This window comes from candidate division WOR-3 bacterium (genome assembly GCA_039804165.1).
Lineage (GTDB): Bacteria > Hydrothermota > UBA3072 > UBA3072 > UBA3072 > JAFGHJ01.
Genome location: JBDRZZ010000008.1, coordinates 47,263 through 69,264, shown reverse-complemented (window position 1 = coordinate 69,264; position 22,002 = coordinate 47,263). Strand labels below are relative to the sequence as shown.

Below are 22,002 nucleotides of genomic sequence, written 5' to 3'. Positions count from 1 at the left end.
CAACTAAATCTAATAACTCGGGATCCTCTACCATGTCTACTTTGTTTACATAAACTACTATAGCAGGAACATTAACCTGCCTCGCTAATAAAACATGCTCCCTCGTCTGAGGCATCACTGAATCAGGAGCACTCACAACTAATATTGCACCATCCATCTGAGCAGCACCAGTTATCATATTCTTTATGTAATCAGCATGACCAGGACAATCTATGTGAGCATAATGCCTCTTCTCCGTCTCATACTCAATATGAGCTAACTGAATCGTTATACCCCTCGCCTTCTCCTCCGGAGCTTTATCTATCTGATCAAATGGAACAAACTCAGCTAACCCCTTAGCCGATAAAACCTTTGTTATCGCAGAAGTCAACGTGGACTTCCCATGATCTACATGTCCAATCGTCCCAACATTTAAATGCGGCTTCGTCCTATCAAACTTGCCCTTCGCCATTATATACCTCCTTAATATAATAAAAATATAAACCCCTTCTTTTTGAGGCTTTTGAAACCTCCAATTATCCTTTACTTTTTTAAAAAACCTAAAAAGTTTTATGGTATAATATAAAAAATATTCATCTTGTCAAGGGTTTTTTTAAATTTTTTTTTAAAAGGGGTTGATTATTTCTTAATTTTTAATAATATTTTTAAAGTGCTGGTGTAGCTCAACCGGTAGAGCGGCGCATTCGTAATGCGCAGGTCAGCGGTTCGATCCCGCTCACCAGCTAAAAATGAATATAAATGGAGAGGTGACCGAGAGGCCGAAGGTGCACGATTGGAAATCGTGTTCCCATTTAATCGTGGGACCAGGGTTCGAATCCCTGCCTCTCCGTTATCAAAAAGGGAATTAAACTTTCTTTTATTTTTTAAAGAGATTTATAAGAAACTATCTTGAGTTTACCACTTTCCAGTCTTAAGATATTCGTCAATTGCTTTAGCTGCTTTCCTCCCCGCACCCATCGCAGCAATAACAGTTGCCTCCCCTGTAACAATATCCCCTCCTGCGAAAACTCCAATCTTAGAAGTTTTTCCTGTCTCTGGATGAGCTTCAATATATCCCCATTTATTTCTTTTTATATCTGGAGTAACATTTAAAAGAAGAGGATTAGCAGTTTGTCCAATAGCCACAACAACTGTATCCACCTCATAAACAAATTCACTTCCAGGAATTGGAATTGGTTTTCTCCTACCGGAACTATCCTTTTCTCCAAGTTCATTCTTTATCATCTCAATTCCCTTAACCCATCCATTTTCATCTCCAATAAATCTTACAGGATTTACAAGAAAATCAAAAATCACTCCTTCCTCTTCTGCATTCTCAACTTCTTCCTTTCTTGCGGGAAGCTCCTCTTTTGACCGGCGGTATATTATATGAACTTCTTTCGCTCCAAGTCTAACCGCACATCTACTAGCATCCATAGCTACATTCCCTCCGCCTACAACAGCAACTTTTTCCCCTACAATTATTGGGGTATCGTATTCAGGAAATCTATAAGCCTTCATTAAATTTATCCTTGTAAGAAACTCATTGGCCGAGTATATTCCTAAAAGATTCTCTCCTTCTATTCCAAGAAACCTTGGAAGACCTGCTCCAAGACCAAGAAAAACAGCTCCATAACCTTCTTCAAAAAGCTCTTCTATGGTAATAGTTTTCCCCACTATCACATTACATTCAATTTCCACTCCCATTTCTTTTAGTTTTTCAATCTCAAGATTTACAATTTCCTTAGGAAGCCTGAATTCTGGAATCCCATAAACAAGAACCCCTCCTGGTTTATGAAGAGCTTCAAAAATTTTAACTTTATATCCAATTCTCGCACAATCTGCCGCGACTGTAAGCCCTGCAGGACCAGAACCCACAACCGCAACTTTTTTATTATTAATCTTTTTCACTTGCCAACTTTCTTTTGAATAATTTGCTTCATAATCCGAAACAAATCGCTCTAATCTCCCTATTGCTATCGGTTCAAATTTCTTCCCCAAAACACATTTTGCTTCACATTGAGTCTCTTGAGGACAAACCCTACCTGTAATCCGTGGTAGGGCATCATCTTCTTTTATCTTTCTTGCAGCCTCAACAAATTTTTTTTCTACAATCAATCTAATAAATTCCGGGATATTAATATCAACAGGACATCCTTCAATGCAAAGCGGTTTAGAACATTGAAGGCATCTTTTAGCTTCTCTAATTGCTTGTTCCTCAGAATATCCAAGAGCAACTTCTTCAAAGTTCTTGATTCTCTCTTTCGGATCCTGTTTCGGCATTGGTTCACGTTTAAGTTCTTCTTTAATACTCACGTTTCTCCTCACTTACACAATTTTCATAAAGCCTAAGGGCTTTTTCCTCTTCTTTCTTATAAATAGAAAGACGCTTTATAAGTAAATCAAAATTTACCTTATGCCCATCAAATTCAGGACCATCCACACAAGCAAACTTAGATTCTCCTCCAACTTCAACCCTACATCCTCCACACATCCCCGTTGCATCCATCATTATTGAATTCAAAGAAACAATTGTCTTTACATTATACTTCCTTGTCATCTCTGAAATTTTTTTCATCATTAAAGCAGGACCAATAGAAACAACAAGATCCATTTTTCTACCTGCATCAATAAGTTCTTGAAGCCCATTAGTGGTGAATCCCTTTTTTCCATAAGAACCATCGTCTGTAAAAATATAAAATTCATCTGAATATTTTCTAATTTCATCTTCTAAAATAACATATTCTTTACTTCTAAAACCCATAATAGAAATTACATAATTTCCTTCCTCTTTAAATGCTTTTGTTTCAGGATATATAATTGCAGCCCCAACCCCTCCACCAATCATTACCACAGTTCCTACCTTAACAATCTCTGCAGGCTTACCAAGAGGCCCAACAACATCAGAAATATAATCTCCTTCCTTCAGAGTTCCAAGCTTAAAAGTGGTTTTACCCACTTCTTGAACAAAAACTGTAACTGTCCCTTTCTCCTTATCCACATCTGCAATTGTAATAGGAATCCTTTCTCCCTTTTCATCAATTCTTATAACCACAAATTGCCCAGGTTTATAATTCTTTGGAACCAAAGGTGCTTCTATTACAAATTTATTTAAATTTTTACCTACCACTTCTTTTTTTAAAATCCTAAACATTTGTAACTCCGTGTGGAAGGAAATATATATTAACTTTCAATTTTTGTCAATCCAAAAATTTTTCTTTTTTATATTAAGCTTAAAATAGCGACCATCAAATAGAAAGTTGAGATTCCATTAGAGAAAATATCACTCTTGACATTTTAATAGCATTCTGTATATTTTTCAAAAATCGTTTTAAAAATGAATTCTTACTTGTCTAAGATAAATTATCGTTATAAAGTTTGGGCACAAGACTTTTTGGTCTTTTCTCTATCCTTATTTGCTATAATTTTTAGAGTCCATTCTCAACTAATTTATGAATTTCAACGCCCTATATTTTTTACATATTGGGATTTTCTAAAACAGCATCTCTCTATCTCGGGTGGGCTTGTAGACTATATTTCTGCCTTTTTGGGACAAATTCTTGAATATCCTTTAATTGGAGCTTTATTTCTTTCTGCAATACTCTTGGGGATTGCATTTTTTACAAAAAAAATCACAAATATCCTCTGGAAAACCCAGATACACACTATTCATTGGATTCCCGGAATATTCCTTCTTTTTTTATATGCTTATTATCAAACACCTTTATCATTAGGAATTGCCACTCTTATTGTATTAATTTTTACTTGGTTATTCATTAAATGGAATCTAAAATCTCAACTAGTTAAAATAGGAATATATACAATTTTAAGTGGGGTTTCATTCTGGATTTGCGGAGGTGCTTTCTTAATTTTCACAATTTTCTGTGCTATTTGGGAATGGATAAATTTTAAATCCAAAAGGAGCTTATTTTACCTTTTAATTTCTGGACTATTTTGTATAATTGGTTCCTTTTTCTCTCTTACTTCCTTTCGGCAAGCTTGCCTACATCATCTTCCAATTGAAGGATCTTACCCCCCTCTTTTTGCCCGTTTGGGATTTCTTCTAATTTTTCCTTTAATTGGAGGTTTTGCGTTTTTCGCTTCTCTATTAGACAAGATAAGAAACAAGTTCAGAAAAATAAAAGATTTAATATGGGTTGGAGGAACAATTTCTATTCTATTTACTCTTTTTCTTAAAATATGGATTGGCTTTAACTCTTCCCTTACAAAACGCTTAATGGTTTTCCGCGCATCTAGAAAAATGGATTGGGAAAGCACTCTTAGGATTGGTAAAAAACTAACGTCTATAAATCCTCATCTTACAATTCAAATAAATAGAGCTCTTTACTACAAAGGTCATCTCTTAGACTCGGCTTTCGCATACCCTCAATGGTTTGGACCCATTGGGCTTCTTCCAAATCGGGAACTTTGCTTTGAGAATCCGGAAGTAGCTTGTGAACTTTTCTTTGAACTTGGTCTTATTTCGGAGTCTTTACACTGGGCTAATGAATCTATGGAAGTTAGTGGGCAAACTCCCGAAATATTAGATAGAATAGGTCTTATTTATCTTCTAAAAGGCGAAAAAGAAACTGCTAAGATGTTTTGGAGAAAATTAAAATACACTATAAAAAGCCGAACGAGAGCGAAATTTTTACTCGGATTGGCAGAAGAAAAAGACTTATTTGAAAAAGATAGAACCCTAAAAGAATTCCAAAGTTTAATCCCAGAGAATGATTTCATTTCAATAGCAGAACCATCAGAGAGAGAACTTTTGATTTTACTCCAACAAAATCCTAAAAACAGAATGGCATTTGAATATTTAGTGGCTTATGAACTCCTAAGAGGGAATCTTAGAGTAATATGGGAAAACATAAACAAATTTAAAACTTTTGGATATAATAGAATTCCTCGGCACATTCAAGAAGCAGTTGTTCTTTATGCCTTCCTATCAAAATGGAGACAAATTGACCCATTAAAACCTTATGTTAATTCTTATATTTTTCAGCGTTTTTCAAAATTTCAATCTCTTCTTCTTCAAGCTCAATTAGATAAAACCTCCTTAAATGAACTTAAAGAGGAGCTCGGCGACACTTATTGGTATTATTGGTTCATAAAATTTATTGGAGAGAAGAAAAAATGAAAAAAGCAATTTTGTTTTATATAATTTTTTTTAACTTTTGGGTTGGATGCTCTTCTTCCCAAACTGAAATGCTCGTTCCCCGTTCACCAACAATTTCTCCGGATTACTCTGGAATTACGATTCCCCCAAATATCGCTCCTTTAAATTTCCGAATTGAAGAAAAGGGAACTCAATATAAGGTAGAAATACAAGGTTCTTATGGGGCTCCCATTAAAATTTTTAGGAAATCACCTATTATCAAAATTCCTATGAAAGCCTGGAAGAATTTTCTATCTTTAAATAGAGGAAATTCCTACAAAATAGAAATTGCAATAAAAGATTCTTTGGGTAATTGGCTTCGTTTCTCTCCTATTATAAATCAAATCGCTTTAGACTCTATTGACTCTTATATTGCTTATCGTCGCCTTGGCCCTTTATATACCTACTGGAAAAAAATGGGGATCTATCAGAGATGTATTGAAAATTTTGAAGAGTCTCCCATTCTTATCAATAGATTAACTCAAGAAAATTGTATTAACTGTCACAATTTCTTTAGTAATAATCCGGAAAAATGGCTTTTGCATTTAAGGAGAGGTCCAGGCACAGCAATGTTATTAGTGCTTGGAAACGATGTATACAAAATTGATACAAGAACTGCATTTAATCAAGCTCCTGTAGCCTATCCTGCCTGGCACCCATCTGGAAACCTCATTGCATTCTCAATAAATAAACTTCTTTTGTTTTACCACTCCATTGGGGAGCCAAGAGACGTATTAGACCGAGCCTCAGATTTACTAATATATGATATCCCTTCAAACACTATAACAACCGATTCTCAAATAGCAAACCAAAACAGAATGGAAAACTGGCCTACCTGGTCAGCGGATGGAAAATATTTATACTTTTCAAGTGCTCCTAAACTTGAAACCTACGAGGATCCATCCCAAAAAGAACTAGCGTATAATAAAATTCAATACGATTTAATGCGGATTCCTTTCGAAGAAAAGACAAAAACTTGGGGTAAATTAGAGCTTGTCCTCTCCGCATCTAAAGTTGGAGGGAGTATCAATCAACCCCGTGTTTCCCCTGATGGAAATTTTGTGCTTTTCACAGTTTCTGCATATGGAAATTTCCCTGTTTATTTATCTAGTTCTGATCTATATCTTTTGAACCTTTCTTCCGGGGAAACAAAAAAATTAGAACTCAACACCGAATATACAGAAAGTTTTCACAGTTGGTCAAGTAACAGCCGTTGGATTGTCTTTTCCAGTAAAAGGATGGACCACTTATTCTCAAGGCCATATTTTGCCTACATTGATAAAGAGGGAAATGTATCAAAGCCATTTATTCTCCCTCAAAAAAATCCTTCTTATTACGAAACATGTTTAGAAAATTTCAATGTGCCTGAATTCATCAAAAAACCAGTCCGTTTCTCACCGAAGAATTTAGCAAAATCCGCTTATAAAAAGCCAATTCAGGCAAATTTAGATCCAAAATTAACACCAACTCAAAAGAAAGAAGAAGAAAAACCTACCTGGGTTCCACATCCCCAATAGATTAGTTTATGATCAAAAGAAGCTCTTACTCATACCCTGAATTTAAAATTTTCCTTACCGAAATTCAAAATACCTATTTATGTATAACTGGGCTTGTAACCGAAAAAAATACAGATCCTCTTAAAATAGCTTCTGCCATTTACGATAAAATTGCAGAAATTCTAACAAATTCAAAATCAGAGATTATTCATGAAAGAATTTTTGGAAATATAGAATTTTACAAAAAAATACTTAAAATCCGAAATAAAAAAATGAAAATTAAAAAACCTTTGGATGCAGGAATTATAACTTACATCGAAGGAAAATCTTGCTTTGACAGTCCCTTTTCAGGAATTCAAATTCGTTCTTTTTCTCCAACTATTCCGGAAGAAAAGATAGAAATATTTAAAAAGGGGAATCTTCCTATAGGTAGAATCTGGAATAGAAATGGAGCTATTTATATACAGCTTCAAAGTATAGAGGGGAAAAATCTAAAAAACAAAAAATTTTATCAAAAGCAAGCAGAAAATATGTTTCGGAAAGCGGAAGCCCTTTTAAAATCTAAAGGAGCTTCTTACCGAGATGTGGTTAGAACTTGGATTTATGTAGATAAAATCTTAGACTGGTATAACGAATTCAATTTAGCAAGAAATACTTGTTATAAAGAGTTTGGATTAATTCCAAAAGAAGAAAAACTTAATATAATAGAAGAATTTCCCTTACCTGCAAGTACAGGAATTGGTGGGAAAAATCCAAAAGGAGCTTCCACAATTATGGACCTCCTCGCAGTCTCTCCGAAAGCCGGTTCTAAAATTCAAATTCGTCCACTTCCAGGGACTTTACAATGTCCGCCCTATAAATACGGTTCGGCTTTTGCGCGAGCTACCTGTGTAGTAGAGCCAGAAGTAAAATGGATTTTTGTCTCAGGAACTGCTTCTATAAACGAGAAAGGAGAAAGTATTCACCTTGGGGATTTCCCATCCCAAGTAAAACATACAATAGAAGTAGTAAAATCTCTTATCAGTTTAGAAGGAGCTTCCATAAAAGACCTCTGCGAAGCTACAATATTTATTAAGAGAGAAAGTGACTTCCCAATTTATCAAGAAATTTCAAAATCCTTAGGCCTTTCTGATATTCCCGCTTTATATTTGATAGCTGATGTATGTAGGGAAGAACTTCTATTTGAATTAGAAGCGACTTTTGCCCTCCGGATTTAATATATCTTTATTTCGATACGCAAGAATTGATAATAAGAACCAAATTCCTAAAAATAGAATTATTCCTATGGGAAATTTAGTAAACCCTCCATTTATGTATGAATGTTTCCCTGAGTAAAATAAATTTACCCCAAAATACGTCATAAGCAAGTTCCCAAAACAAAGTATTGAACTTACAATCAGCCAATATCTCCAATTAGAAGGGAAAATAACACGAAGATGAAGAAGAAGAGTATAGCTAAGAATCACAACTAATGTCCAAGCTTCTTTTGGGTCCCAATCCCAATATTTCCCCCAACTTTCATTTGCCCATATTGCTCCAAATATTGTTCCTAAAATAATAAGGAAAAGACCAATCCAAAGCGCTTGTTCTATAATTTTACTCCACTTCAAAGTCTTAAAAAGAAGTTGATTTTCTCTTTTAGAGATTGAAAGCCCCAACACTAAAAGAGTAAAAATTGCCATTCCGGTTCCTATAAAAAAGAACCCATAACTAGTTATTGCAATGCCAACATGAAAAATTAACCACTTTGACTTCAAAATAGGAGATAGAGGGTTAATTTTATAGCTTGAGGATAAATGAGCAAGGATTAACAAAACCCCGGAGAAGGTTCCTCCAAAAAGAATTGGTAAACGAGAATTAAAAGAGAGTAAAATTCCAGCTAAAAGAATAGCCCAAGAGACGAAAATCATAGTTTCATATTTATTACTCAATGGCGGATAACCAGACAAAAACCACCTAATAGCTAAACCAAAACTTAATCCCAAAAATCCAACAAATATTCCAAAATTAAGAAATTTATCTACAAAAGAAAATGTTTTTTTAAAGCGAACCTTTAAAATCCTTAAAAACAAATTCATTAACAGAAAAAGTCCTATAATAACTAAAAAATACTCCCCTAATTTTTCAAAAATATTAATACGATAATAAAAATTCTCAATTTTTACATTCCAGGAAGAAAGATTAAAACAAAAATTAAGAAATAAAAAGGATAAAAAAGAGTTCTCAAGTCCTCTTTTAAGTTCCCTAATTCTTCCTTTAGGGCTAAAAGCTATAAAAATCATTGTTACAATAAGTAGGAAAAAGCCGAAATATGCAATAGGAGTTCCAGGATCTTTTACAACAAAAAAAGTAGAGCCTTTCTCATCCTTATCAAAAGAGTGTTGATATACATGATAGCCCCTATAAAAAAGCGGATGATTCAACCAAATTGAATAATACTTCCCTTTTTTAAGATAAGGCTCCTCTATTACCAGCTCGCTTTGAAACTGAGATGGCTCCTCTCTACCTTCGTATCGCTTGATTTTAAAATCTACCAAACGTAATGTAAAAGGCAAAAAAAATGATTTCTGCCCAAATTTCAAATTCATCTTAAGTCCATTAAAATCAAATACTTTTGAGTTAGACTTGTCTTTATCTTCCAAGAATAATGAAAATGAGCTATGGAAAATTCCCTTTTTTACAATCACATTAATTGCCTCAATGCGTTTTAAATTTTCTTCAAAGATTTCCATAGGAATGGCTTTAATTCTTCCTTTTGGCTGATATTTGGTTAACATAAAAGAAACTGTATCAATTGTATAAATTTTTAAACTTTCCAGTTCCACATAAATAAAAGGATTATATCTCTGCCCAGCTTTATCTTCCATTTTAATAGGGCGATTTGCGAAAAAACATATTCTTTCTTTTTTTTCTTCAAAATTAATAAAAGGATCTTTTCCTTTAAACTGAGCTTCAAAACCAAAATTAATGCCAAATAAAGAATCCTTTTCTCCTTTCTCTAAAATCCAAGAAGTAGAAAAATGAGGAGTAAAAACAACAATTTCTAAGAGAGGTTCTCCGGTAGAATCTTCCACAATTGCCTTTCTTGCATTTGGGATATAATTTTCAATCTTAAGATAAATAGGATAATCCCCAGCATCGATTTTTCTTTCCCATCCTTCCCCCAAAATATCATAAATCGGACATTCTTTATTCATAGAAAAATTATCATCACTCACCTTAATCCACAAATAAGGATGGGGAGAGAAAAACTCATTTCCCCCCTCTCCTTCCCTAAGATGAAGAAAACCTTCCACGCTTGAAAACCGAGTAACTCCATAACCTAATAGAATAATCAAAATTGCAAGATGGAAAAAAAAGATAGCCTTTTTCTTCCATAACCTAAAATAAATAAGATTTGTCAAAAGAGTAATAGCGAAGAAAGACCAAAGAATTGTAAACCATTTAGAATTATAAACAAGAACTTCTGCAGTAGACTTTCCATAATTCCTATCAATTAATGTGCCAATTATAACACTCAGAATAAGAAAAAATACAAGAAGAAATGAGGTTTTAGGTGAAATAAAAATTCTAAGAAATTTTTTAATAATCATAAATACTTCCTTCCTCTTTCAAAGCCTCTTTAATTCCTTTTCCTCTGTAATAATATTTTATAATCCATTTTAGAATTGGATAAGAAAAACCATTTTTGTGCGTCTTAAGATAATTAAGGCCCTTTTTCTCCACCCAATATTCTGTTCCAAGAATCTTATTTATAAAAAAAACATAATTTTTCTTTAAATGTCTCATTGCCACTTTCTTACCATACATTCTTGAAAATTTAACTGCATTTCTACCAAACATAAAAGCTTTATTAAAAACGCTCTCTAAACGTTCATCTGTTTCTCTGCCATCCATATGCCAAGCAAGACACCTTCTCCAAGAATAAACAGTTTTAAGACCAATCCCTTTAAGGCGCCTGCCCAACTCTATATCCTCATACCCCATAATGGTTCCAAAAGACTCGTCAAGGCCTCCAACTTCTAAAAGCCATTTTCTTCTAACAGAAACATTTTGGGTAACAAGTCCACTAAGGCAAAGACCATCAATTTTAAGATTCATTTTATTATAATCTTTTATATCTCTTATATGTCTAACTAAACCTTGAACAATCAATTTATCGTTTCTTTCATGAATTTTCAAATGGTCCTCTACAAAATTTTTATGAACTAATACATCCGAATCCACAAATATAATTACCTCTCCATTTGCAATTTTTATTCCTCTATTTCTGGAAAAGGGCTGCCCCATATTTTTTTCATTTTTAAGATATAAAACTCTCTTATCATCAATTTTCTTTATCAAATCTTCTGTTCCATCTGTAGAACCATCATCAACAACTATAACTTCATAATCATCCACCGATTGGTTCAATAGTTTATCTATACAATGAACCAAAATAGGAGCCCTATTAAATGTCACTACTATAACTGAAGCCTTCATTTTTTCTCGCCTCTTCAATCCCTTTATTCCTATAATGATAACGAGCTAATCCTCTAAGGAAAGCCGAAACTAAACCGAAATTATCTTCGCTTTCCAAAATAAGCCTAATAACATTTTCATTCTCTATCCATCTTTTTGTATTAAATAACTTAGAAAATAAAATAGCTTTTTTTGTTCTTGCGTATTTTTCTCCTCTATTTCCCCACTTCTTAACAAAATAATACGCAGAAGCTCCTTGCTTCTCCCACTTCAAAAATATACCCTTAAGACTTTCCAAAGATAATTCCCCATCTATATGGAAAGCCTTGCATTTCCTTATCCCATAAACCCACTTAAGTCTAAGGTCCATTAGTCTAAATCCTAAATCTATATCTTTATAACCTAACTCAGGGCCAAATAATTCAAAACCACCTACGGCTATAAGATATTTCCTTCTTAGAGAAACATTTTGGGTAATAAATGTTCTAAGGCAAAGAGCATTAGGGAGATAAAATCTATTAAAATTGACCTCATCTAATGTTTCAATATGTCTAACCATCCCTTGAACAACAAGATCTTCCCTTCTATCATGAATTTCTAAATGATCTTCTACAAAATCCGGGAAAACAACAACATCCGAATCAATAAAAATTATTATCTCTCCTTTTGCTTCTTTTATTCCTAAATTTCGAGCATAATAAGGTCCTTTCCTTTGCTCAAGTCGGAAATATCTAACTTTAGAGAAATTAGAGTCTTCTATAAATTCTCTTGTCCCATCCCTTGAAGCATCATCAATAAGAATAATCTCAAAATCCTCTACCGTCTGATTCAAGAGAGCAAAAATGCAAGCCTTTAGAACCGGAAGTCTATCAGAAGTAGGAATAATAACAGAAGCTTTTACCTTTTTCATCTCAATCTTTTAAATTTTTGTTCGAATAAGATTAGTCTCTCCCCATAATCAGGAATTTCCTCTAAAAATATTTTCTTTATTTTACTCGCCCAATCCTCAACTATTTCTCTTTTCTCACAAGATAGCAACATCTCCTCTGCACCTAAGGCAGCTGCATTACCTACCTGAACTATCTTCTTTGAAGAAATATCTGGAATAAGACCAATAATCTTTGCATTTTCTTTATCAATAAAACTCCCAAAGGACCCTGCAAGATACACTTTATCCAAATCATCTAAAGAAATCCTTGCTTCTTCTAAAAGAACTCTTATCCCAAGAGATATTGCTGCTTTACTCCAAAGAAGTCCTTTTTCTCCTTTTATATCTGATTGGGTAATCTTTATTTTATCTGTTATTTTAAAAATCTTCCCTTTTGTTAAATACCCATTCTCATCCATCAGTCCATTTTTAATCAAACATCCTAAAATATCAATTATTCCAGAGCCACAAATACCTATCGGCTCTACTTCTCCGATTGTTTCCCAGGTAAAAACACCATTAGTCATTCCGAATCTGTAAATTGCACCAGGAAGAGCAGGCATTGGCTCTAAAGCAGATCCTGCAGCACAAGAAGTTGCAAAAATACCTTCCTCAGTCTTCAAAATTATTTCCGTATTGGTTCCAATATCTATACACATTATATTTTTTTTATCTTCCTCAAATAAACCACAAGAAAGACAAACACTAAGAGCATCAGAACCAAGATGAGAGCCAATTAAAGGGGGAGAATAAACTATAGCATTTTTATTAATATGAAGATTCAAGGTTTCCCCTTTTACTTTAATAGAAGTTTTCTTCCCTTCTTTCTCTGTAATAGACTTATAAGGGCTAACTCCAAGACTTTGAACCTGCAGGCCAAAAAACAAATCTCTCATTGTGCTATTCCCCACAACAACAAAATCATAAATACTTTCTTTCCTGACTGGCATTCTATTTATCTCTTCATTTATCTTTGAGATAAGAACAAACTGAAGTTTTCCAGGATATTCTGAATCGAATTTTATTCTACTTATAACATTGTTCCCATCGATCTTCTTTTGCGGATTCTCAAAAGCAGAAGTATAAACAATATTTCCTTTCTCAAGATTTATTAAATGTAAAACAACGGTTGTTGTTCCAATATCTGCAGCTATCCCAAATAATCCATCCTGATAATTTCCAATTTCTTCTCCATCCAAAAAAACTTTATTTCCTCTCCTTTTAGGTAATGGATCTATTTGAAGTTTTCTTCTTTTCCCTCCTGTAAGAATTTTATCTACAAAACCAGGAAAAAGAACCTCTACAAAAAGATCGCTTTTTTTATTTTCAACAATTGCCTGACAAGCTAATCTCTCTTTCTCATCTAACTCTTCTTCTAACTTTGTCTTTTTACTTAAGGATTCTCCCCCTTTTTCTATTCTCACTCTACATTCCTTACAAATCCCTAAACCACCGCATCCTGCATTTATTGGAATATTTAATTCTTGGGCATAATGGAGAAGAGTTTTTCCAATTTCTATTTCTTTAGATTTTCCAAAAAAAGGGAAAACCACCCGAGGTTCCTCTTTTGGACCTCGTTTGTGCATTCAATTTCTCCCAAATTTTTCTATTTCATTAACTCTCTAATAAAAGCTTGTAAGTCCTTAGAATCTACTCTTTCAGTCTTTTTCTTTTCTTTCAGCTCCTTTATATGTTGTAAAACAATATGTGTTAAAATCGCGCCAGGACGAGGGTAAGCAGCCACAATATAATGAGGTCCTGGGGTCTTCTCTCCATGTTCTATTTCCAATTCAGCTCGTATATTATCTGGAGAAATCAGAGAATTTCCATGACCAAATATAACTTTATCCATCTTCTTATAAACTTCCTTACTCTCCTTCACCATCCCATAGTAATCAAGAAGCTCAGCAAAAACATAATTAGAAGTTGTATAAACGTCTTGTCCCTGTTCAGATTCCACTTTACCCCCATTCTCTGTTCGACACATAGCCCAACCCATTAAAGTCTCATTATTCTCATAGATTGTCTTAAGAATTTTCTTTACTTTATCCTCGGGGATAAAAGATTCTTCTCCCATTGAAAGTAAAGCCCAAATCGCATCTAATTGATTTAACCAGACATCCGTATTTATCTTTTTTGTTTTTGGGTCATAACAAGTTACATAATATTGAAGTTTTTTACCTTTCTTGTTTTTCTTTTCTCTCCACAATTTCTCAAATTGAGTGAAAGCTTTCTCAAAACTTTCTTCATATTTCTTTTTAGCCTCTTCATCCTTCATCATACCGGCCATTATACTCATAGCCTTACATCCTGCCATAAAAATTGTAGCATCGTAAGCATCTACACCAAAAAGAGGTAAATTATCAAAAGTATTCTTCACTTCTCCAGGATAACCTTCAGGAATACCATCCCCATCATGATCGTGCGTTTTCAAATGTTCAAAGCCGAACTTTAGTGTCTCCCAATTCTTCTTTAAGAACTCTATATCACCAGTAAATTTCACATTACGTAAAACTCTTGTTGCAAGCTTCGGGAAAAGATCAATCCAGTAGTTATCGTTATACCAGGCATATTCACTCACATTCCGCAAAGGATGACCTTTCACCCAATGTCCTAAATCATGTGAAACAGCCCCTTTAATCTTCGTTATATCATAGATTTGAGTCAAGGATTTACCTTCGTACTCTTCAGGATGTTCTTCAAAATGCTTCCTTGCTTCTACAAAAGAAGCATGATGATGATAATAGCGTTTCTCTTTGTTTTCCTTATTAATAGAGTCAATAAACCTCTGACAGATTTCTTTTTCAATATCAGGGAATAGAACAAGAAGCATCATCGAATACCATTCTACATCCGAAGGATCAATATAAGAATAATCAAAACATTCTAAGAATCTTGCTCTTTCTTGCCCCTTTTCATCTATAACCCAACAAGCCGCATTTGATAGAGGGAAACTAAACTCATTGAAGATTAATCTTGCTAATCTTAAAGCTCCCTCATTATCATTCTTATAAGAAGGACTCTTCCTTATCAAATTATATATTCTCTCTTGAATCGTCATTGTCCTTTCGAACCAAAGAGGATAATTATCCAATCCAATCTTAACAAGCTCAATAGGTCTTGTCTTCTCATTCTTAAAACTACTAACATATCTACGCTCAAATGTCTTACCATCAATAAAACGCTGTTTAGGGAAATCCAAGGCAACTGCAAATGGCATCTTCTTCTCTTCTTTTGGTCCTAAAGTAAAGGATAAACTTATAGCTGCACCATAATCCTGATTTAACTTTGGGGGTCTTTTTTCATAAAAGGTTCCATCATCATTCAACAACAAATCTTGTTTCAGTCGATTCAGGCAAAAATAAGGCTGAGTATCTATTTTTACACCTTTCGTTTTTGGACAAGCTATGACCATTCTGTCTTCGCATTCTTTGCTTCCCATTACAACTCCTCTAATAGTCTCTGTATCAAAATCCTCATGAATGTGTCCTTTAACAGGTGTTGAACATATGTAAACAGTATCCTGATCTAAAGGCTTTAATTCTTTCTCTTGAAGATTCACAAGAGAAGGACGAGGTAAAACCAAGGTAATTTCTTTTTCTTTATCGGTTGTATTTCTAACCTCATATTCCTCAACACCAATAGGCATTAGAGCGTGTTCTCTTTTATATAAAAACGGTGAAATAAATCTTCTTGTAACAACAATTTTACCTATCTTATAAACAATCTCCAAAGAAGGAGTCGCAATAGAAATCGTGATGTTTTTTTCTGGTAAAGGTGGATGATAATAATTCTTCATAGCAGGAATATCATCAGGACCCTCTACCAATTCCGGATCCTTACTTGTAAGCATCCAAGCTTCTCCGTCTATCCTTATAAAAGGAGCGGAACCAAACTGAATAGCATTTTGATTTAAAAGGATCAATCTCCCTGAATCATTAAGTCTATTATACAAACCATAGGGAGAAATTCCAATAGAACAGGTAGGAGCACCTTGAAGGGCAATTGTTTGAGGGAAAAGGAGGGTTTTTGACATCCCCTGGAAATGAACCTTCATCCTGTTCTTCTCATAAATCTGTGTTATTTCAGATCCGGAAATCGTAAAAACATCCTTTATTTTTATCCCTGGCATCATCCCCTCCTTTATTCTTTTAGCAATAAGAGATGTCTAAAGAAGAACCTTTCTTCTTTGGAGCTTTCATACTCACCTTTTTCTTCTTTTTCTTTTTCTCTACCTCAAGATTTACAGGAACTTTTGTTTTTGGGAAAGGTTTAATTTTACCAAAGAGTAAATCTGCTGAGGCTCTAATAGAATCTGGGGTAGCGCTAAAATTGCAGACAACAGCATCGGCTTCCTCTGTAGTTCCTATTAAATAAGGAGTATTCGTCACAACCACAACCTTATGACCTGCTTTCTTTAACTTCTTAACAAGAAGTTGATTATTGCCAGACTTAACAATTCTTGCATAATAATTAGTCATAACAACAAGATCTGCTTGTTTAGCAAGTTGTAGACATTCTTTAATTTCATCTTCAAATGCAGAAAATTCAGTATCCGTTAGAATCAGATTTGTTGAGTGGTAAGCCATTCTCTCTGAGAACATATGAGTGTGATGATATGGGTCCTTACCAACAAATTCGTAAGGAATTCTCTGTTCTATCACAAGAATCTTCTCTTCTTTCTTTAATGGCAACAATTTCTTATCATCTCTCATTATAATAAGGGCTTTTTTCGCAACATCCCAAGAGAAATCAATAACTTTTTTATCAGTTGTAATCTTATAGACTCTATTTGGATCATTTTTCCCAGCCGTTTTGAATAGGCCTTGGTCATATTTCATTCGCAGAAGACGAGTCACAGCCTCATCAATCCTCTCCATTGGAATTTCACCTTCTTCAACAGCTCTTTTAATCCCAAAGAAGCATTGAGATCTTGATTCATCATCAGCCTTCAAAAGAATCGTATCAACACCCGCCTTTATAGCCATAACGCAAGCAACTGGTAAGGGCCATTTCTTCAAAATTGCTGCCATACCAATAGCATCAGAAACGATAACCCCTTCAAATCCTAACTCTTCTCTCAATAAACCTTTAAGAACTTTCTCTGATAAAGTAGCAGGGAATTTATCATCATAAGCAGGATAAACAGAATGGGCTGTCATAATGGCTTTCACCCCAGCATCTATTGCGGCTTTAAATGGAACTAACTCAACTTCATGCATCCTCTTTTTATCAGACCTTATTACATCTAAAACATCATGAGCATCTGTTGCAGAATCTCCTCTTCCGGGGAAATGTTTTGCAGTTGCAACAAGACCTCCATCCTGTAAACCCTTCACTAAAGCGACTGCATGCTTAGCACAAACTTGAGGATCATCACTGAAAGCCCTTATTCCTATCTCGGGGTTATCAGGATTTACATTTACATCGCAAACAGGAGAATACATTTGAGTTACACCCATTGCCGAAAGCATCCTTGAAATAGTCAAACCAATCTCATAAGTAAGTTTTGTATCTCCAATGGCAGCCATTCCCATTGGAGGTATAAATTGCCTAATTCCGCCAGACATATAATCATTCTTAAAATCACCTTCAAAGTCAATTGTCATATGCAAAGGAACCCCAGAAGGACGGTTAAGAGCTATTTTCTGAAGGGTATTTAATCTCTCTGTATACTCCCAAGGAGTTATACTAATACCATAAGTTTTCCCAGAAAAATAAGTATTTGCTATTTTAAAATAACCCTTGGGTTCTTTAAAATTTGGATCTATCTGAGAATTACCCCAGTAAAGGTTTTTACAAGTTTCAAGAGCATAAGGTTCAAGACAAAGACCCCCACAATGTAATTTTGTAATCTGCTCAGTCCCACTGGGTGTCAAGATTGCTCCCCTCCAGGTAAACGTCAAAAGTTGCCCAATCTTTTCGTCTAAGGTCATTTCTTTAAGTTTATTACTAACAAAAAGATCTCTTGCTTTAGACATAAATAACCTCTCCTTCCTTTTATTTTATTTCTGTTTCCCATTTGCCAAAATTACAAGGACCAACCCAGAAACCATTCTCAAACCTCCACCCTTCCTCTCTAATCTCCATCTTTTTCGTCTTCCATCCCGAGTTGATCCTTCTTGTCAAATCATCAAATCCTTTGTTCCAAGTAAGTCCATCCGGGACAGTAACATTCATACTCCCCGCCGCATTTGCATAACGGAGACAAGATTCAATAGAATGCCCCCAAACAAATGCGGCAATAAAACCTGCAATTGCTGAATCTCCGGAACCCAAAGCCCCTACAAATTTTTCTTCCTCATATACAGGGAACCAAAGCTCTCGATTAGCCCAATTCTCAAGATTTGAACATTTTGCTGCACCCATCTTACTAAGTCTATCTTTATCAGAAGTTCTAATATACAAGCCCCTATGTCCACATTTTACCATAGCAACTGCTGTTCCCATTTCTATTAAGTCTCTCCCAACATTAGAAATTTCCTTCACTGTTATATGATCAAGAACACTATCTCTTGGCCCAAGATTCGCTTTTTTCTTTAAAAATTCATCTTTATAAAGGAAATAAAAAATTTCTTCTGCACTCGGAGCCATAATGTCTGTTAAAGGAACCCAATCCTCAAGAATGGCCTTCCAGTTTTGCTGTCCAGCATAACTATCTACATCAGGAAGCGATAGATCCAGAACAGTTGTTGTGTCTAATTCCTTTGTTTTCTTAAGAATTCTTGTTAGTTCTCTTCCTTTATTTTCATAAAGTTTCCTCATCCATGGTGGATAGCCAAAAAGCATTAGTTTAGCCCTTGCAACAAGATCAAAGTCCATATCGTCGTAACAAAAAGTGTCATTAGCACCACAATGGTGAAGATAAAATCGGTCAATCCCTGGGATACAAATCGCAATAGTATAGGAGGTAGATTCTCCTTTTACCATCTTAATCCCTTTGAAATGACCTTCATGCTCCTCATACCATCTTAAAACATCCTCTCCAAAATCATCATCTCCAATTTTTCCAATCAGTTCTGTTTTCACACCGAGTCTACGAATTGAAACCCCTGCATTTGTTACAGGACCACCTCCTACAACAACGCACTTTCCCATATTAATCATCTTTCCAGGGATAAGGACATCTGTGATTTTATCAACCTTATCCTTAATAGTAAAAGCCGGAATCAAATCAAGACAAATATGCCCGGCTGCCACAACTTCAATATCCTTTTTCTTAGCCACTTTCTACTCCTCCTTTTTCGCTTTTATAATAATATATCTAAACCTTCTGTCAACCCTCATTACATTCTCGAAATACCTTAATAACTGCCTCAAAAGCCAACTTTGGTTTACAATCCTTATTAAACAAAGTTGGATAATCGACCCTTCCCCTTATTGGTAAATAACTTCTCCAGGACTGTCCATCATGGACACCCCAGAAAGTCACCCTTTTAATTTTGTCTCTATGCTTCCTAAACAAAGAAAATAATTCTGAATACCGATCTGCAAGTTTTTCCTCTACAGAATCTGGTAAACCATCCGGATAAGGATTATGAACTTTCTGGAATTCTACTGGAAAAGAAGATAGATCCACAGCCTTTGAATCCACAGGATAAAAAGGAAGAACACTTACATCCAACTCTGAAATAATAACTTTTAACCCCAATTTAGAAATAGCTAAAATGTAAGCCTCAATCTCTTCCAAATGAGGGTAATCTAAAAACCAATGCCCCTGAACCCCAACTCCATCTATTCTAATCCCTTTCCTCTTAAGATTCTCCAAAAGACGGATCACTCCTTCACACTTAGGAGGCTTCTCAAGATCATACTCATTATAATAAAGTTCACAAGATGGGTCAGCCTCCATAGCATATTCAAAAGCTTTTTGAATATAGTCCTCTCCTATAATTTCCAACCATTTACATTTCCTAAAACTCCCATCTTCTGCAATTGCTTCATTAACAACATCCCATCCTTGAATCCTTCCTTTATACCGACCCATTACAGTAAAGATATGGTCTTTCATTCTACTTAGTAAAGATTCTCTATCTAAAGGGTTCCCATCTTTATCCTCAAAAACCCAGGAAGGAGTTTGATAGAACCAAACAAGAGTATGCCCAACCATAAACATTCTATTTTTTTCTCCAAATTCTACAAAAAGGTCAACTGGAGAAAAATTATATTTATCAAGCTCAGGATGGACTTCCTCCCACTTAAGAATATTTTCAGGAGTAATGCTATTGAAATGTCTCTCCACAAGAGCTGTTGTTAATGGCTCTTTTCCTTCAATCTGATCTTTACTTAGAGCGACTCCAATATGGAAATCCTTAATTATTTCTTTTAAAGGATAATCTTCTCTAAAATCCTTAATTTTCTCCATCATTTCTTATACACAATAAAATCAAACCAATCAAAATCAGCTGGAGCTGTAGATTTAACACCATTCCCAGTTGCATATAACCCAATATATGCACCTGTAAACAAAAAGCTTTCCACTTCCTCAAAGGAAAGATATTTCGTAAGTGCAGTTCCTAAACTCTTAGGTTCTTCATCTCCTACTTGATAGAAAAATTCATAGGAAAGAGGTTTTGCTTCAATAGAGAGAATAACCTCTCCTTCTCCAATCCCCTCATACTTAATAGGCTCTTCTAATTTCCCCTTTACAGTTTTCCTCAAAAACACACAACGTTTCCCATCTCTTTTTGTAATTCCTAATTCATAACGGTTTGCCTCATTACCTCTAATAACAAGCCCTGCCTCCTCATTTTCTTTTTGAGGATTAAACTCAAGTTTCGTAACCACCTTACATTCCATTGCTGTTTGACGGCGACCAAGAAATGTCGGAGAATCCTGATCTGCCATTGTAATTTCTGATCCATAAAGACGAAGATAACCGGGTCTTTCAGTTAAAGAGTAATTCTCTATATAAGGATTCCTTAAAAAGTTCCAGCAAAGGGAAAATTCCTCTTTATCAAAGTCATCCCTCACCGCTTCTTCTTCAACCTCAAATCTCGGTAATCTTGGTGCCTTCATTATCTCCTCAATTGGCTTTCCTTCATTAACAATAGGCCAACCGTCTTTAGTCCACTTAACTGGGGCAAGAAAAGTTTCTCTCCCAAGATGATTATAGTAACCTCCTTTTGGTCTAATTCCAAGAAAAACAATCCACCATCCATCAGGAGTTTCAACAAGGTCTCCATGTCCAAGAGCCTGGAAGGGATGATCTTTCAAATGTTTATGTGTCAAAATTGGATTATTAGGATTTGGCTCAAAAGGGCCCCAAGGGGATTCAGAACGAGCTATTGTAATCATATGACCGTAACTAGTTCCCCCTTCAGCAATCATTAAATAATATTTTCCATTAATTTTATATAAATGTGGACCTTCTGGCCAAATATCTCCTGTTCCTTCCCATATCTTTTTCATCTCTCCTTCAAGTTTTCCCTCTTTTAAATCTAACAAACATTGAGCAATATAACCGTGTGCTTCCCCTTCATGACGAGTATAATAAACCTTCCCATCATCATCAAAGAAAAGAGAAGGATCAAATCCTCCTTTATCCAACCATACAGGATCGGACCAAGGGCCACGAGGATCCTTCGCTGTCACATAGAAATTACCTCCTCCATCAACATTGGTGGTAATCATATAGAATAAACCATTGTGATATCTGAGAGTTGGAGCATATATTCCTCCAGAAGTTCTCATTTTCTTAAGAGGTAGTTGGCTCTCTCTTGTTAGACAATAACCAATTTGACGCCAGTGAACCAAATCTCTACTGTGAAATATTGGAACTCCTGGGAAATACTCAAAAGAGCTATGAACAGTATAATAATCATCCCCAACCCTACAAATACTAGGATCAGGATAACAGCCTGGAATAACAGGATTCGTATAGATTTCGTTATACCTTATTTGCTGGCAGCCTAAAAAGACAAATATTGAAAAGAGCGAAAAAAGAAAACACAACTGATTCATAATCTGCTTTTTTCTAC

At 34.9% G+C, this 22,002-nt stretch carries 15 protein-coding genes and 2 tRNA genes; 5 read left to right on the top strand and 12 right to left on the bottom strand.

Going from position 1 to position 22,002, the window contains the following annotated elements:
• A partial coding sequence (locus tag ABIN61_04565; protein MEO0293480.1) for a GTP-binding protein occupies positions 1 to 451 on the bottom strand: 451 nt, incomplete at its 3' end.
• Between the two features lie 200 nt (positions 452 to 651).
• Between ABIN61_04565 and ABIN61_04560 the strand changes: the two genes are divergently transcribed.
• Both ABIN61_04560 and ABIN61_04555 read left to right on the top strand, forming a co-directional pair.
• Positions 652 to 724, top strand: a tRNA-Thr gene (locus ABIN61_04560).
• 16 nt (positions 725 to 740) lie between these two features.
• Positions 741 to 829 (top strand) — tRNA-Ser (locus ABIN61_04555).
• 65 nt (positions 830 to 894) lie between these two features.
• Here the strand turns inward: ABIN61_04555 and gltA are convergent.
• On the bottom strand, positions 895 to 2,262 hold the full coding sequence (gene gltA, locus ABIN61_04550) for an NADPH-dependent glutamate synthase (protein MEO0293479.1): 1,368 nt from the start codon (positions 2,260 to 2,262) through the stop codon (positions 895 to 897).
• Between the two features lie 22 nt (positions 2,263 to 2,284).
• Complete coding sequence (locus ABIN61_04545; protein ID MEO0293478.1) at positions 2,285 to 3,133, bottom strand: sulfide/dihydroorotate dehydrogenase-like FAD/NAD-binding protein; 849 nt, start codon at positions 3,131 to 3,133, stop codon at positions 2,285 to 2,287.
• 183 nt (positions 3,134 to 3,316) lie between these two features.
• Between ABIN61_04545 and ABIN61_04540 the strand changes: the two genes are divergently transcribed.
• The 3 genes from ABIN61_04540 to ABIN61_04530 are packed head-to-tail and all read left to right on the top strand — an operon-like array spanning position 3,317 to position 7,850.
• Positions 3,317 to 5,119: a DUF6057 family protein gene (locus tag ABIN61_04540; GenBank protein MEO0293477.1), complete on the top strand. Its 1,803-nt coding sequence runs from the start codon at positions 3,317 to 3,319 to the stop codon at positions 5,117 to 5,119.
• On the top strand, positions 5,116 to 6,654 hold the full coding sequence (locus tag ABIN61_04535) for a cytochrome C biosynthesis protein (GenBank protein MEO0293476.1): 1,539 nt from the start codon (positions 5,116 to 5,118) through the stop codon (positions 6,652 to 6,654). The genes ABIN61_04540 and ABIN61_04535 overlap by 4 nt, the downstream gene beginning before the upstream one ends.
• A gap of 8 nt (positions 6,655 to 6,662) precedes the next feature.
• Entirely contained in the window at positions 6,663 to 7,850 is a 1,188-nt protein-coding gene (locus ABIN61_04530; GenBank protein ID MEO0293475.1) for a RidA family protein, read from the top strand.
• Here ABIN61_04530 and ccsA read toward each other — a convergent pair.
• The 9 genes from ccsA to ABIN61_04485 are packed head-to-tail and all read right to left on the bottom strand — an operon-like array spanning position 7,821 to position 21,985.
• Complete coding sequence (gene ccsA, locus ABIN61_04525; GenBank protein MEO0293474.1) at positions 7,821 to 10,226, bottom strand: cytochrome c biogenesis protein CcsA; 2,406 nt, start codon at positions 10,224 to 10,226, stop codon at positions 7,821 to 7,823. The two genes, ABIN61_04530 and ccsA, sit on opposite strands and share 30 nt — an antisense overlap.
• Positions 10,216 to 11,115, bottom strand: coding sequence for a glycosyltransferase family 2 protein (locus tag ABIN61_04520; GenBank protein ID MEO0293473.1), 900 nt, complete (start codon positions 11,113 to 11,115; stop codon positions 10,216 to 10,218). Before ABIN61_04520 ends, ccsA begins: the two co-directional genes overlap by 11 nt.
• On the bottom strand, positions 11,084 to 12,004 hold the full coding sequence (locus ABIN61_04515; GenBank protein ID MEO0293472.1) for a glycosyltransferase family 2 protein: 921 nt from the start codon (positions 12,002 to 12,004) through the stop codon (positions 11,084 to 11,086). The genes ABIN61_04520 and ABIN61_04515 overlap by 32 nt, the downstream gene beginning before the upstream one ends.
• Entirely contained in the window at positions 12,001 to 13,608 is a 1,608-nt protein-coding gene (locus ABIN61_04510; GenBank protein MEO0293471.1) for an ASKHA domain-containing protein, read from the bottom strand. Before ABIN61_04510 ends, ABIN61_04515 begins: the two co-directional genes overlap by 4 nt.
• Before the next feature lie 20 nt (positions 13,609 to 13,628).
• Complete coding sequence (locus tag ABIN61_04505; GenBank protein MEO0293470.1) at positions 13,629 to 16,157, bottom strand: GH116 family glycosyl hydrolase; 2,529 nt, start codon at positions 16,155 to 16,157, stop codon at positions 13,629 to 13,631.
• A gap of 16 nt (positions 16,158 to 16,173) precedes the next feature.
• Positions 16,174 to 18,003, bottom strand: a complete 1,830-nt coding sequence (locus ABIN61_04500; GenBank protein ID MEO0293469.1) for a glycoside hydrolase family 3 N-terminal domain-containing protein — start codon at positions 18,001 to 18,003, stop codon at positions 16,174 to 16,176.
• A gap of 19 nt (positions 18,004 to 18,022) precedes the next feature.
• Positions 18,023 to 19,249, bottom strand: a complete 1,227-nt coding sequence (locus tag ABIN61_04495) for a carbohydrate kinase family protein (GenBank protein MEO0293468.1) — start codon at positions 19,247 to 19,249, stop codon at positions 18,023 to 18,025.
• Between the two features lie 49 nt (positions 19,250 to 19,298).
• Entirely contained in the window at positions 19,299 to 20,387 is a 1,089-nt protein-coding gene (locus ABIN61_04490; protein ID MEO0293467.1) for an endo-1,4-beta-xylanase, read from the bottom strand.
• Entirely contained in the window at positions 20,387 to 21,985 is a 1,599-nt protein-coding gene (locus ABIN61_04485; protein MEO0293466.1) for a glycoside hydrolase family 43 protein, read from the bottom strand. The genes ABIN61_04490 and ABIN61_04485 overlap by 1 nt, the downstream gene beginning before the upstream one ends.
• Positions 21,986 to 22,002: the final 17 nt, after the last annotated feature.